At 72.9% G+C, this 12,331-nt stretch carries 12 protein-coding genes; 6 read left to right on the top strand and 6 right to left on the bottom strand.

All coding sequences use genetic code 11. The features are described 5' to 3' along the window. Positions 1 to 3: 3 nt before the first annotated feature. Together AB8735_RS03355 and AB8735_RS03360 are read right to left on the bottom strand one after the other, a co-directional pair. Positions 4 to 237: a hypothetical protein gene (locus AB8735_RS03355; protein ID WP_344026926.1), complete on the bottom strand. Its 234-nt coding sequence runs from the start codon at positions 235 to 237 to the stop codon at positions 4 to 6. 68 nt (positions 238 to 305) lie between these two features. Then, positions 306 to 1,064: a DUF72 domain-containing protein gene (locus AB8735_RS03360; RefSeq protein WP_372405254.1), complete on the bottom strand. Its 759-nt coding sequence runs from the start codon at positions 1,062 to 1,064 to the stop codon at positions 306 to 308. A gap of 44 nt (positions 1,065 to 1,108) precedes the next feature. Here AB8735_RS03360 and AB8735_RS03365 point away from each other — a divergent pair, with 44 nt between their 5' ends. Further along, positions 1,109 to 1,546, top strand: a complete 438-nt coding sequence (locus AB8735_RS03365; RefSeq protein WP_344026930.1) for an HIT family protein — start codon at positions 1,109 to 1,111, stop codon at positions 1,544 to 1,546. A 113-nt stretch (positions 1,547 to 1,659) separates the two neighbouring features. Beyond that, on the top strand, positions 1,660 to 2,949 hold the full coding sequence (locus AB8735_RS03370) for a phosphoribosyltransferase family protein (protein ID WP_372405256.1): 1,290 nt from the start codon (positions 1,660 to 1,662) through the stop codon (positions 2,947 to 2,949). A gap of 32 nt (positions 2,950 to 2,981) precedes the next feature. Here AB8735_RS03370 and AB8735_RS03375 read toward each other — a convergent pair whose 3' ends face one another. Further along, positions 2,982 to 3,200 (bottom strand): hypothetical protein, encoded by a 219-nt coding sequence (locus AB8735_RS03375; protein ID WP_344027337.1) that lies wholly within the window; start codon positions 3,198 to 3,200, stop codon positions 2,982 to 2,984. A 141-nt stretch (positions 3,201 to 3,341) separates the two neighbouring features. On the opposite strand from AB8735_RS03375, the gene AB8735_RS03380 reads away from it, so the two are divergent. Further along, positions 3,342 to 3,716, top strand: a complete 375-nt coding sequence (locus AB8735_RS03380; RefSeq protein WP_344026934.1) for a hypothetical protein — start codon at positions 3,342 to 3,344, stop codon at positions 3,714 to 3,716. 9 nt (positions 3,717 to 3,725) lie between these two features. Here AB8735_RS03380 and AB8735_RS03385 read toward each other — a convergent pair whose 3' ends face one another. Further along, the gene (locus AB8735_RS03385; protein ID WP_372405258.1) at positions 3,726 to 4,697 is read right to left on the bottom strand and encodes an NAD-dependent epimerase/dehydratase family protein; all 972 of its coding nucleotides are present in this window, start codon (positions 4,695 to 4,697) and stop codon (positions 3,726 to 3,728) included. Between the two features lie 183 nt (positions 4,698 to 4,880). On the opposite strand from AB8735_RS03385, the gene AB8735_RS03390 reads away from it, so the two are divergent. The 3 genes from AB8735_RS03390 (at position 4,881) to AB8735_RS03400 (ending at position 7,343) form a co-directional block, all read left to right on the top strand. Then, entirely contained in the window at positions 4,881 to 6,230 is a 1,350-nt protein-coding gene (locus AB8735_RS03390) for a deoxyribodipyrimidine photo-lyase (protein ID WP_344026938.1), read from the top strand. 156 nt (positions 6,231 to 6,386) lie between these two features. Beyond that, positions 6,387 to 6,563, top strand: a complete 177-nt coding sequence (locus AB8735_RS03395) for a hypothetical protein (protein WP_344026940.1) — start codon at positions 6,387 to 6,389, stop codon at positions 6,561 to 6,563. A 99-nt stretch (positions 6,564 to 6,662) separates the two neighbouring features. Continuing rightward, positions 6,663 to 7,343 carry a response regulator transcription factor gene (locus tag AB8735_RS03400; protein WP_344026942.1) on the top strand — a complete coding sequence of 227 codons (681 nt, stop codon included), beginning with the start codon at positions 6,663 to 6,665 and terminating at the stop codon, positions 7,341 to 7,343. A 60-nt stretch (positions 7,344 to 7,403) separates the two neighbouring features. On the opposite strand, the gene AB8735_RS03405 is transcribed toward AB8735_RS03400, so the two are convergent. Beyond that, complete coding sequence (locus AB8735_RS03405) at positions 7,404 to 9,518, bottom strand: germacradienol/geosmin synthase (protein ID WP_372405260.1); 2,115 nt, start codon at positions 9,516 to 9,518, stop codon at positions 7,404 to 7,406. Positions 9,519 to 9,879: 361 nt separating this feature from the next. Further along, positions 9,880 to 12,243 carry a phosphoketolase gene (locus AB8735_RS03410; protein ID WP_372405262.1) on the bottom strand — a complete coding sequence of 788 codons (2,364 nt, stop codon included), beginning with the start codon at positions 12,241 to 12,243 and terminating at the stop codon, positions 9,880 to 9,882. Positions 12,244 to 12,331 lie beyond the last annotated feature (88 nt).

Genomic DNA, 12,331 nt, shown 5'->3' on the forward strand with positions numbered 1-12,331 from the left:
GCCCTACGGACGCCGCTCGCCCAGCCGCGGGCAGATGCACCGCACCTCCCCGCACAGGTGGTGGCGGAGCGGATCCCTGCGCGGGGCCGTCCCGTTGACGAGCTGGGCGGCGTACGGGGCGGGCGGCTCGGTGTACGGGGAGCTGGTGTTGCACGCGGTGCAGGCCCAGCGTCCGAATATCCCTTTCACCGACTTGCCGCAGTTGGTGCACTCATGCTCGGTGATCTCAGGCAGCACCCTCGTACTGTAGCGGCCGCCCGGGCCCCAACAGCAGCTCCTGGCAGCCTCTTCGGCCCTGGCCCGCCTCAATCCCCGGGCGTGCGGCTCACGTCGCGTCCCGCGCGCCGCGCGGCCCGGGCGAAGACGACGGCGTCGGCCACGGCCGCCCCGCCCGGGTCGTTGTTGAAGTACGCGTACACCGTGGCCGTACCGGGCCAGGTGTCGGCGACCCGCCCGGCCCAGGTGGCGAGCGCCTGCCGCCCGTAGCGGGGCCAGGGCGTGGCCCGGCCGTGGTGGAAGCGGAGGTATCCCCAGTCGGCCGTGCGCCAGAGCGGGGTCACGGGCCGGGACTCCGCGTCCGCCCAGCACAGCGCGGCGCCGCGGCGTTCGAGGACGGTGCGCACCTCGTCGGTCCACCAGGACGGGTGGCGGGGTTCGACGGCCACGCGGGTGCCGGCCGGGAAGCACGCGAGCGCCGCGTCCAGGACGGCGGCGTCGGCGCGCAGGGTGGGCGGCAGTTGCAGGAGGACGGGGCCGAGCCGGTCGCCGAGGCCGGAGGCGTGGCGCATCAGCCGTTCGACGGGTTCGGCGGGGTCGTGGAGACGCTTGATGTGCGTGAGGTAGCGGCTGGCCTTGACGGCCATCACAAAGCCGGCGGGGGTGCGCTCGCGCCAGGCGGCGAAGTTCTCCGGGGAGGGCAGCCGGTAGAAGGCGTTGTTGTTCTCCACGGTGGCGAAGTGGCGGGCGTACTCCTCCAGCCACAGCCGCTGCGGCAGGTCCTGGGAGTACAGGCCGCCGCGCCAGTCGGCGTACTGCCAACCCGAGGTTCCGACGAGCAGGGGCATGGACGATCTGTGCCCCGCCGGGGCGGCTGCCTCACCATGGGGGCGTGGAATGCGTCTTCTGTGCGATCGCGGCGGGCGAGCTGCCCGGCCACCGGGTGCTCGCGGATCCGGTGGCGGTGGCCTTCCTGGACGCCCGGCCGCTCTTCCCGGGGCATGTGCTGGTGGTGCCGCGCCGGCACGTGGAGACCCTGACCGATCTGCCGGAGGCGGACGTGGGGCCGTTCTTCGCCCGGGTGCGGCGGGTGGCCGGGGCCGTGGAGCGGGGGATGGCGGCGGCCGGCTCGTTCGTCGCGGCGAACAACCGCGTCAGCCAGTCCGTGCCCCACTTCCACGTCCACGTCGTGCCGCGCAACCGCAAGGACGGACTCCGGGGCTTCTTCTGGCCGCGCGGTCGCTACCCCTCCGAGGAGGCCGCGGCCGAGGCGGCGGCCCGGATCCGGGCGGCGCTGGAGGACGGCCGGGCCGACGACGGACCCGGCTGAGGACGGACCGGACCGAGGACCGCCCCGGCTGGAGCCGTCCGGCCGGGCTCGGCATAGTGGAAGACGGGGACTTTCCCGTCTTCCGGACCGGGTCCGGGGGCCGGAGGTGGATCATGCGATTCGACGACCGAGTGGATGCCGGCCGGCGCCTGGCCGCGCGGCTGGAGCACCTGCGCAGCGCACACCCCGTCGTGCTCGGCCTCCCTCGCGGCGGCGTCCCCGTCGCCTTCCAGGTCGCCCATGCGCTGGGCGCGCCCCTGGACGTGATCATCGTCCGCAAGCTCGGCGTGCCCTACCACCGCGAGCTGGGCTTCGGCGCCCTCGGCGAGGGCGGGGTGCGGGTGGTGCGCGACGACATCATGCGCATGAGCCGGGTGGACGAGGACGACCTGGCCGAGGTCCAGCGGGACGAGCAGGTCCAGCTGGAGCGGCAGGCCGAACGCTTCCGCGGCGGACGGGAGCGGATCCCGCTGGAGGGCCGGACGGTGATCGTCGTGGACGACGGCATCGCGACGGGCTCCACCGCCTCCGCCGCCTGCAAGGTGGCCCGGGCCCAGGGCGCGGACCGCGTCGTCCTGGCCGTGCCGGTGGCGTCGCCGGACGCGGTCGAAGCACTGCGCGGCGAGGCGGACGAGCTGGTGTACCTCTCGGCCCCGGCGCTCTTCTCCGCCGTGGGCGAGTGGTACCGGGACTTCTCCCAGACCGAGGACGACGAGGTCGTCGCACTGCTGGGCCGCGACACCACGGGGGCGGCGCACCCCGCGCACCACATCCACGCCGCCACCCCGGTCAGCCTGCCGGTGGACGGGCGCCGGGTCACGCTGGACGGCGATCTGACGATGCCGCCCGGCGCCCCCGCCGTCGTGATCTTCGCCCATGGCAGCGGCAGCAGCCGGCACAGCCCGCGCAACCGCGCGGTGGCCGCCACCCTCAACCGCGCCGGGCTCGGCACCCTGCTCTTCGACCTGCTGACGGACGCGGAGGCGGAGGACCGGGCGAAGGTCTTCGCGGTGGAGTTCCTCGCCGGCCGGCTCGGCGAAGTGACGGACTTCCTGCGCCGGGAGTCCGTACCGCTGTGCTACTTCGGTGCGAGCACGGGCGCCGCGGCCGCGCTGTGGGCCGCGGCGGAGGCGGGCGAGGGCGGCATCTCCTCGGTCGTCTCGCGCGGCGGCCGCCCCGACCTGGCCGCGGACCGCCTGGAGCGGGTGACCTCGCCCACGCTCCTGCTCGTCGGCGGGCTCGACCAGACCGTCCTCGACCTCAACCGCCGGGCGGCCGAGCGGCTCGGCTGCGAGAACCGGCTGGTCGTGGTGGACGGCGCCACCCACCTCTTCGAGGAGCCGGGGGCGCTGGAGACGGTGGCGGAGCTGGCCTGCGAGTGGTTCACCGAGCACCTGCCATGACCCCGCCCCCGTACCTCAGGTCTCGAAGTACCTCAGGTCTCGAAGAACTCCCGCACCACCCTCTCCGCCGCCTCGTCCGCGGCGGCCGCGGGCGACAGCTCGCTGAGCGTGTCCAGGTCGGTGTCCTCGCTGAGCTCCGCCTCCCAGGCGGCGGCCAGTTGCTCCTGCCGCTCGCGCGGCTGCGCCTGCACCTTCTCCCGGGCGGCCGGGCCGAGGGCGGCGAGGAAGCGGGTGAGTTCGTCGTCGGGCATGAGAGCCTTCCGGGGGTGGGGGGTCCGGGGTCACCGGTAGGTGTTCCAGCCGGAGGGCCGGGGTGTGCGGGGCGGGCCCGGGCGTCACCCGGACGGAGGCGGCCCGGCGAGCCGGAACGGTCACCGCGTTACCGTGGCCGTGTGGACGAGAACCGGGCGCTCCACGTCGTGGACGCCCTGCGCGAACGCGGCATCGACGCCCATCTGGCCCGCGAGGGCGTCTACCGGATCGGCGTGCGCGTCGTCCTGCACGACGGCCGCGAGGCGGTCTGGGACACCGACGGCACCGCCGGCCTCGAAGCACAGGTCATGCGGGACGGGGTTCTGGTCGGCTACGTCCCGTCCATCGAGGGCTCCGAGGACTTCGGCCACGACCTGACCGTCGACGCGATCGCCCGCGCCGACTACGACCGGCCGGTCGCCGTCGAACGGCCCGTCGCTCCGCCCCCGTCCACCGCGCTCCCCCGGGAGGGCGGCCTCTTCCGCCGTTTCCTCGGCGGCTTCCGCGAGCGCTAGCGGACACCTCTAGCTGCAGGCCCGTACGGTCTCGGCCAGGGCCTGCGTCACGGAGTCGGCGGAGCCGGTGGAGCCGGGCTCTTCGGTCAGCGCCCGGCAGGGGCCGGGGTCGAGGAAGAGTTCGCGGGTCAGCAGGGTCGCCAGGGACCGGGGGTCGAGTCCGGCTTCCCGGCGGCGTGCGGCGTGGAGGACGCCGGTCGCGCGCAGGCCCGCCCGCAGCAGTGACGGCGGCAGCCGGTGGACGGGGCGGGAGTGCCCCGCCGCCTGTGCGAGGCGGCCCAGCAGGGCTGCCCAGGCGAGGTTCTCGTCGACCATCGGGTGCGGGCCCGCCGCCCTCCGTTCGAGCGCTCCCGCAGTCGCCCGGGCCACGGTACGGGCGGTGACCACCGCCGTTCCGCCCGGTGGTGCCACCAGGGGCCGGCGCGAGCGCAGCCACGGGACCAGCGGTGCCCACAGCGGAGTACGGCCCGGCGCGCACCCGAAGACGAAGGGGATTTCGAGGACGGCGGTTGCCACCGCGGCTCCGCCGGCCTCCTGTGCCGCACGGGCCTGCTCGACCCTGCTGCGGATGTAGGGATGTACGGCGGCCAGCCCCAGTCCGGGCCACTGCCGGTGCAGGGCCGTGAAGTAGGAGCCGAGGACGACGGCCCGGGTGCAGCCCGCCCGCGCGGCCGCGGTCACCAGCCGGGTCACCGGTGTGACGTTGCCGGCCTCGAAGTACGGGTACGCGGGGGCGGGCGGGACGGCGCGGTCGTCGGCACCCGCCGCGAAGACCACCCCGTCATGGCCCCGGAGCAGGCCCGGCAGGTCGCCGTGGGTGCGGATGTCCGCGGTGCGGATCGCGACGCGGCCGTCGTGGCCGGCGCCGGAACCGGGCCGGCGGGCGAGTGCGGTCACCTGGTGTCCGCGCGCGAGCAGTTCCGTCACCACGTGGTGGCCCAGCAGTCCCGTTCCGCCGACGACGAGAATCCGTAACGCCATGCTCTCCCTGCCCTTCTCCTGGTGGACAGGTCCAGCGTCCCATCGCCGACGGCCCCGTCGAAGGGCGTCGTCCGGCCATCCACGCCGTCCCCCTCGACGCCGATGCAGACGCCGACGCGGACGCCGACGCACCGGCGCCCCGGCACAGCCCCACCGGGCCCGGCGCGCCCTACCCTCGGCCCCATGCGCACCGCCCTCGCCCTCTTCACCTCCGACCTGCGCCTCCACGACAACCCCGTCCTCCACACCGCCCTCCGCACCTCCGACCGTGTCGTCCCCCTCTTCGTCCTCGACACGGGCATCGCCCGGGCCGGTTTCGCCGCTCCGCGCCGCGCCGCGTTCCTGGCCGGCTGCCTCGCCGATCTGGACGAGGGGCTGCGCGCCCGTGGCGGGCGGCTGGTGCTACGCGAGGGCGACGTGGTCGAGGAGGTCTGCCGGGTCGCCGCCGAGGCCGGTGCCGGGGAGGTGCACGTCGCCGCCGGGGCCAGCGGTTACGCACAACTCCGCGAGGCACGGCTGCGGTCCGCGCTCGGGGCGGGGGGCCGGCGGCTGACCGTGCACGACGCCGTGGTGACCGTGGTCGCCCCGGGCGGCGTCGTCCCCGCGGGGAAGGACCACTTCGCGGTGTTCACCCCGTACTTCCGCCGCTGGTCCGCCCAGCGGCCCCGCTCGATGCCGGCCGCGCCCCGCCGCGTCGACGTGCCCGGGGTGCCCGGCCTGCCGCCGCCGGTCGTGACGGCGCCGCCCGGCCTGCCGAAGGGCGGCGAGCGCGAGGGCCGCCGTCGGCTCGCCGCCTGGCTGCGCGGCGGCCTCGCGCGCTACGCCGAGTTGCACGACGATCTCGCCGCCGACGCCACGTCGCGCCTCTCCCCGTATCTGCACTTCGGCTGCCTGTCCCCCGCCGAGGTCGTCGCCCGGGCCCGGGGCGCGGGCGGCCCCGGGGCGGACGCGTTCGTCCGCCAGCTGGCCTGGCGCGACTTCCACCACCAGGTGCTGGCCGCGGTCCCCGGCGCGGCGGGACGCGACTACCGTGCGCGGGGCGACCGTTGGCGGCGGGACGCGGACGAGGCCGGTGCCTGGCGGGAGGGACGCACGGGCTACCCGGTGATCGACGCGGCCATGCGCCAGCTCGCGCACGAGGGGTGGATGCACAACCGTGCCCGGCTGCTGACCGCCTCGTTCCTCACCAAGACGCTCGGCCACGACTGGCGGGAGGGCGCCCGGCACTTCCTGGACCTGCTGGTGGACGGGGACGTGGCCGACAACCAGCTGAACTGGCAGTGGGTGGCGGGCACCGGCACCGACACCCGCCCCAACCGGATCCTCAACCCCCTCGTCCAGGCCCGCCGCTTCGACCCCGACGGCGCGTACGTCCGCCGCTGGGTGCCCGAGCTCGCCGGTGTGCCCGGCCGGGCGGTCCATGAGCCGTGGCGGCTCGACGGCGCACGGCGCCCCCGCTACCCGGCTCCCGTGGTGGACCTCGCGGAGGCGGCGGCCCGGTTCCGCGCGGCACGCGGCCTCGGCGGCGGCTGACGTACTCCCCTCACACCCGGGTCCGGTTGCCGGTCGTCAAGTCGACTCCCTTTCCCCGGCGTTGACGGCCTGCGTATGATGCGGACGCAGAACGCGAACCCGGCCCCGGTGTCGGCCGGGCGCACCCGAGTGGGGGGGAAGAAAGGTGCGTGCCCGATGAACATCGGGCTGCTGTCCGCCGTCGGTGTCGCCCTGTATTCGGGGACGGTCTCGATCCTCGCGCTGACCGCGACGTTCGCGCGGCGGAGGGTATTGCGGCGGGAGGCGCGGAGCACGCTCGCGGTCCTCGTGCCCTCACGGAGGGTGGGGTCACCGGAAGCCTCTGATCGTTGAACCGCCCCGAGGGGGGCCGTTCGGCCCATGGTGCCGCCCCGTACGATCGATCACGATCGACGCAGCGCCGCAGAGGCGCCGACCGTGACAGGAGGGGCAGTGCAACAGACGAGGGTCTTCTCCCGGGAGGAGCCGGTCAGGGTGTTCCTCCTGGACGACCACGAGGTCGTCCGGCGCGGCATCCAGGACCTCCTGGACGCGGAGGACGACATCTCGGTCGTCGGCGAGGCGGGCACCATCGCGCAGGCCCTCGCCCGGGGTCCGGCCCTGCGCCCCGACGTGGCCGTACTGGACGTGCGGCTGCCCGACGGGGACGGCATCACGGTCTGCCGGGAGCTGCGGTCGTCCATGCCGGGCCTCGCCTGCCTGATGCTCACCTCGTTCGACGACGACGATGCGCTGCTCGACGCGATCATGGCCGGGGCCGCGGGGTACGTGCTCAAGCAGATCAAGGGCTCCGACCTGGTCGCGGCCATCCGTACGGTCGCCTCGGGCCAGTCCATGCTCGACCCGGCCACGACGGCGCGCCTGATGAACAGTCTGCGCGGGGACGAGGACGAGCACCCGGCCGACGAACGGCTGGCCAATCTGTCGCCCCGGGAGCGGGACATCCTGGCGTTGATCGGCGAGGGCATGACGAACCGTCAGATCGGGCACCGTCTCTACCTGTCCGAGAAGACGGTCAAGAACCACATCTCCCGGCTGCTGGCCAAGCTGGGCGTCGAGCGCCGCATCCAGGCGGCGGTCATCGCCTCGGAGGCGTCCCGCGCCGGCGGCTGAGCCGCCTGCGGGACGCCGGCCCCAGTGCGCCCCGGCCCCGACGCGGGGCATCCCGGCGGTTCAGGGCCGGAAGATCTCGCGGGGGGCCGGGGAAAGCACCGGCGCGCGCAGCCGGGCGGCCGAGGTGCCCAGCCCGCGGGGTCCGCCGAGCAACGCACGCGCCGAACCGGCCGTGCGACGGAGGTCGCGCTCGCCGTAACGGCCGCAGCTGTGATGCCAGTTCAGGATTCCGGCCATCCAGTTCTCGAGCTCGTGCACATAGCCGCGCAAGGCCCCACGGGCCTCGGGGCCGAGGTGGAAATCCTCGCAGAGGACGGGCAGTTCATGGGTGATCATGTGCTGGAACTGCCGCATCCGGGAGGTCGTCACCTGATGGATGGCCGAGAGCGCTGTCGGGTAGTCGCAGTTCAAGAAATTCTGGACGACCAGGACGCCATTGTGGATGTCGCCTTCGTACTCGATCTCCCGCTGGTAGGAAAAGACGTCGTTGACCAATGCCCCGTAATCGGCTGCCGTGTTCTCCAGCGAACGCATCGTCTCGCTCCGGAAGATCTCGGGCGGCAGCCGGCTCTCGTACCTCGCGCGGCCCGGGACCATCGTGAGTTCCGAGCCGAAGGTCGCCCGCCGCATTTCGATGTAGTCGACGGGATCGGGGATGTGGTTCTTCGCCCGGTTCTCCAGTTCCCACAGCCATCCGGCGAGCATCGCATCGAGCGCGGCGCGGAAGGCGCGCCGGGTGCCGGCGGCCATGGTCCGTGTCGTGCGGGTCCAGAGGTCGGCCAGCCCGCGTTCAAGGGCGTTGACGGGGGCGGGCGGGGCCTCCGGGCCGAGGGACGTAAGGCTCAGCAGGCGCCCACGGCATGCCTTGCCGCCGATCAGGTCGCGGCGCGGGCCGAAGACGCACTGGTAGTAGTCGTCCGCGTAGGTGCCCCAGATCAGCCATTCGGAGAGGAGGTCGAGTTCGTCGGGGGTCGCGTGCGGATGCATGCCCGCGGCGCACAGCGCGATGTCGAACCGGCCGAGCGCGTCCTCGTCCCAGATACCGGGGAGGGGGACGCCCTGCTGCGGTCCCACCAGGCCCATACGGTGCGACCACTCGGCGGAGTTCTTCCGCGCGGAATCCACGTGCGGGCTGATCCGGACCGTGAACGGCATGGAGAATTCGGGGATCCGTGAAGGACCGACTCTCCGGAACGGCAGGTGCGTGAAGCTGCGCAGACCGGTCGCCACCGCCTTGGCGTTCGCCGCCGTCGTGCCCAGCCCCCCGAAGGGAAAGAACCACCGGCCGCCGGTGCCCCCTCCGTTCATGTAGCGGCTGGAGCGCAGATGCCACTCGTGACCGCCCGCCTGCCAGTCCTGCAGTCCCTTGACATAGGCGAGGACGTCCGCGCGCTGCTCCGGGCCGAGCCCCTTCTCCGTGGAGAGCGGCTCCAGTTCGGTGAGAACGGTGTGCTCGAACTGCTGGAGACGCGAGGTGAGGAGGTCGTTCACCGTCTCCGCCGCCTCCTGGACCGTGGAGTCGAAGAAGGTCTGCATGACGAGGACGCCATTGCTTAGCTCTCCCTCCTCCTCGACCTCCCGCTGGTAGGAGAAGATGTCGTTGCGGAGGTGCACCGCATCGGAAAAGGTCTCCCCGAGAACGCGCAGCGGGCGGGAATCCACGACCGCCTCCGGCACTTCGGCCCCGACCGCGTGCTCGACGAGGCACGCCGACCACAGGGCGCCTCCGACCTGACGACGACCCTCGATGTACTCGACGGGATTGGCGACCCGGCCGGCATTGATGTTCGAGACCTCCCAGAGGGATCCGTTGAGCGCATGCAGGGTGGTCTTCGCATAACGTCTGCGCCACTCCATGGACATGGCCGGCACCGTCCGGGCCCAGAGATCCGCCAGCCCCGCTTCGACGGGGTTGACCGGCTCGGGTGTGCCTTCGGCCGGGTCCATCGGCATGAAGGCGGGCAGCCGGTCCAGGTGCGCCTTGCCGCCCCTGCGGTCCTGCGAGCGCTTGAAGGTCTCCAGGAAATAGTCGTCGAAGAAGAAGACCCACACATACCAGTCGGTCACCAGCGAAAGGGTCGGCCCGTCGCAGTCCGGGTGCGCATAGGCGCAGAGCAGGGCGTAGTCGTGGGCGTCGAGGTCACGGGATTCCCAGATACCCGAGCCCTCCAGCATCCCGAACTCCCGGGCCCATTCCCTGGAATGGGCCCGCGCCTCCTCAAGATGGGGGTTCAGCCGTGCCGGGTACGGTGTGTAGAACTCCGGCAGTTCAAAAGGCTGTGGCGTCGAAGATCGCGTCGCCGGCGTCCGAACCGCACCGAAGCGCCCCAGGCCGTCAATCAGTTCAACCACCGTTCCCAGAAGCTCCGTCGGGAGTACTGGGCCCCACACGATGCGCTCCGCACATCGGGACCGCGCTCCCCGTGGCCAGTCAGTGCTACCCAGCACACCAGGAGCCGATCCCCATCGCGGGGAGAAAAACACGTAAGAGTACCGCCATGGACTGGCGTACGAGTCTCCCCGGACCGGGCGGGGCCTATGCCCCGTCCCAGCTCCAGTCCGCCACCTCCGGCAGGTCCGTGCCGTGTTCGCGGATCCACGCGTGGTGGCGGGTGCGGGCGTCGGCCATCGTCTGCCGCACCCGCGCCGCGCCGACGGCGAGGCCGGGGACGCGGTCGATGACATCCATGACGAGCCGGTAGCGGTCGAGGTCGTTGCGTACGACCATGTCGAACGGTGTGGTCGTGGTGCCCGACTCCTTGTAGCCGCGGACGTGCAGGTTGGCGTGGCCGGCCCGCCGGTAGGCGAGGCGGTGGATCAGCCAGGGGTAGCCGTGGTAGGCGAAGACGACCGGACGGTCCCGGGTGAACAGCGCGTCGAACTCGTGGTCCGGCATGCCGTGCGGGTGCTCCTCGCGCGGCATCAGGCGTGTCATGTCGACGACGTTGACCACCCGGAGGGACAGCTCCGGAAGGTGCCGGCGGATCAACTGCGCCGCGGCCAGCACCTCTTGGGTCGGCACGTCCCCGGCGCAGGCGAGGACCGCGTCGGGCTCGCGCGTGCCCTGCTCCGTCCCGGCCCACTCCCAGATGCCGGCGCCGCGGGCGCAGTGGGCGCGGGCCTCCTCCAGCCCCAGCCAGTCGAAGCAGGGCTGTTTGCCGGCCACGATCACATTGACGTAGTCGCGGCTGCGCAGGACGTGGTCGGCTACGGACAGGAGGGTGTTGGCGTCCGGGGGGAGGTAGACGCGGACGACTTCGGGGCTTTTGTTGAGGACGTGGTCGACGAAGCCGGGGTCCTGGTGGGAGAAGCCGTTGTGGTCCTGGCGCCAGACGTGGGAGGTGAGGAGGTAGTTGAGGGAGGCGACGGGGCGGCGCCAGGGCAGGGTGCGGGAGACCTTCAGCCATTTGATGTGCTGGTTGACCATGGAGTCGACGATGTGGACGAAGGCCTCGTAGCAGGAGAACAGGCCGTGCCGGCCGGTGAGGAGGTAGCCCTCCAGCCAGCCCTGGCAGGTGTGTTCGGAGAGGATCTCCATCACCCGGCCGTGCCGGTCCAGGTGTTCGTCGACGGGCAGGATACCGGCCTGCCAGGCCTTGCCGGTGGCCCGGTAGACCGCCTGGAGCCGGTTGGAGGCGGTCTCGTCGGGGCCGACGATACGGAAGTCCCGCCGCTCGCCGGTGGCGGCCATGAGATCCGCGAGCAGGTCGCCCAGGACCCGGGTGGGCTCGTGGAGGGTCGCGCCGGGCTTGTCCACGGCGACCGCGAAGCGTTCGAGGGGCGGCATGGGCAGCTCCCGGAGCAGGAGTCCGCCGTTGGCGTGCGGGGTGGTGCCCAGCCTGCGGGTTCCCTGAGGCACGCAGGCCAGGACCTGCGGGCGGGGTCCGCCGTGTTCGTCGAAGAGCTCGTCCGGGCGGTACGAGCGCAGCCACTGCTCCAGTTGGCGCAGGTGCTCGGGGTTGTCGCGGACTCCGGCGAGGGGGACCTGATGCGAGCGCCAGGTGCCCTCGACGGGCAGGCCGTCGACCTCGGCCGGGCCGGTCCAGCCCTTCGGGGTGCGCAGCACGATGACCGGCCAGGAGGGCCGGTCGGTGATGCCTTCGGTGCGGGCGGTGCGGTGGATGGCGTCGATGTGGTCGAGGGCGGTGTCCAGGGCGGCGGCCAGGGCCCGGTGCACCTGCTCCGGGTCGTCGCCGGTGACGTGCAGGGGGTGGTGGCCGTAGCCGTGCAGCAGCCGGTCGAGTTCGGGTTCGGGGAGGCGGGCGAGGACGGTGGGGTTGGCGATCTTGTATCCGTTGAGGTGGAGGATGGGCAGGACGGCGCCGTCGTGGACGGGGTCGAGGAACTTGTTCGAGTGCCAGGACGCGGCCAGCGGCCCGGTCTCCGCCTCGCCGTCCCCGATGACACACGCCACGAGCAGGTCGGGGTTGTCGAGCGCGGCGCCGTAGGCGTGCGAGAGCGAGTAGCCCAGTTCGCCGCCCTCGTGGATGGATCCGGGGGTCTCGGGCGCGACATGGCTGGGCACCCCGCCGGGGAAGGAGAACTGCCGGAACAGCCGCGCCATCCCCTCCGCGTCCCGCGACACATCCGGATACGTCTCGCTGTAGCTGCCCTCCAGCCAGGCATTGGCCAGCACCGCGGGACCACCGTGCCCCGGCCCCCACACGCACAGCGCATCCAGACCCCGCCCCCGGATCACCCGGTTCAGATGCGTGTACACCAGGTTCAGCCCCGGCGACGTACCCCAGTGCCCCAGCAGCCGCGGCTTGATGTGCTCCGCACGCAACGGCTCCCGCAGCAAGGGATTGCCCATCAGATAGATCTGCCCGACGGACAGATAGTTCGCGGCACGCCAGTGAGCGTCCAGGGCGGACAGTTCCTCGGTGGTGAGGTCGGCCATGGGATCCACGGTTCCACGGGTGGGGAGTGCTCGCCAGGGGGCGGTGCGGTTCGGGCGAAGGCCGTGCGTCCCCTTCCCCGGACCGGGT

It is taken from the genome of Streptomyces luteireticuli, from assembly GCF_041519305.1.
Taxonomy (GTDB): domain Bacteria; phylum Actinomycetota; class Actinomycetes; order Streptomycetales; family Streptomycetaceae; genus Streptomyces; species Streptomyces luteireticuli.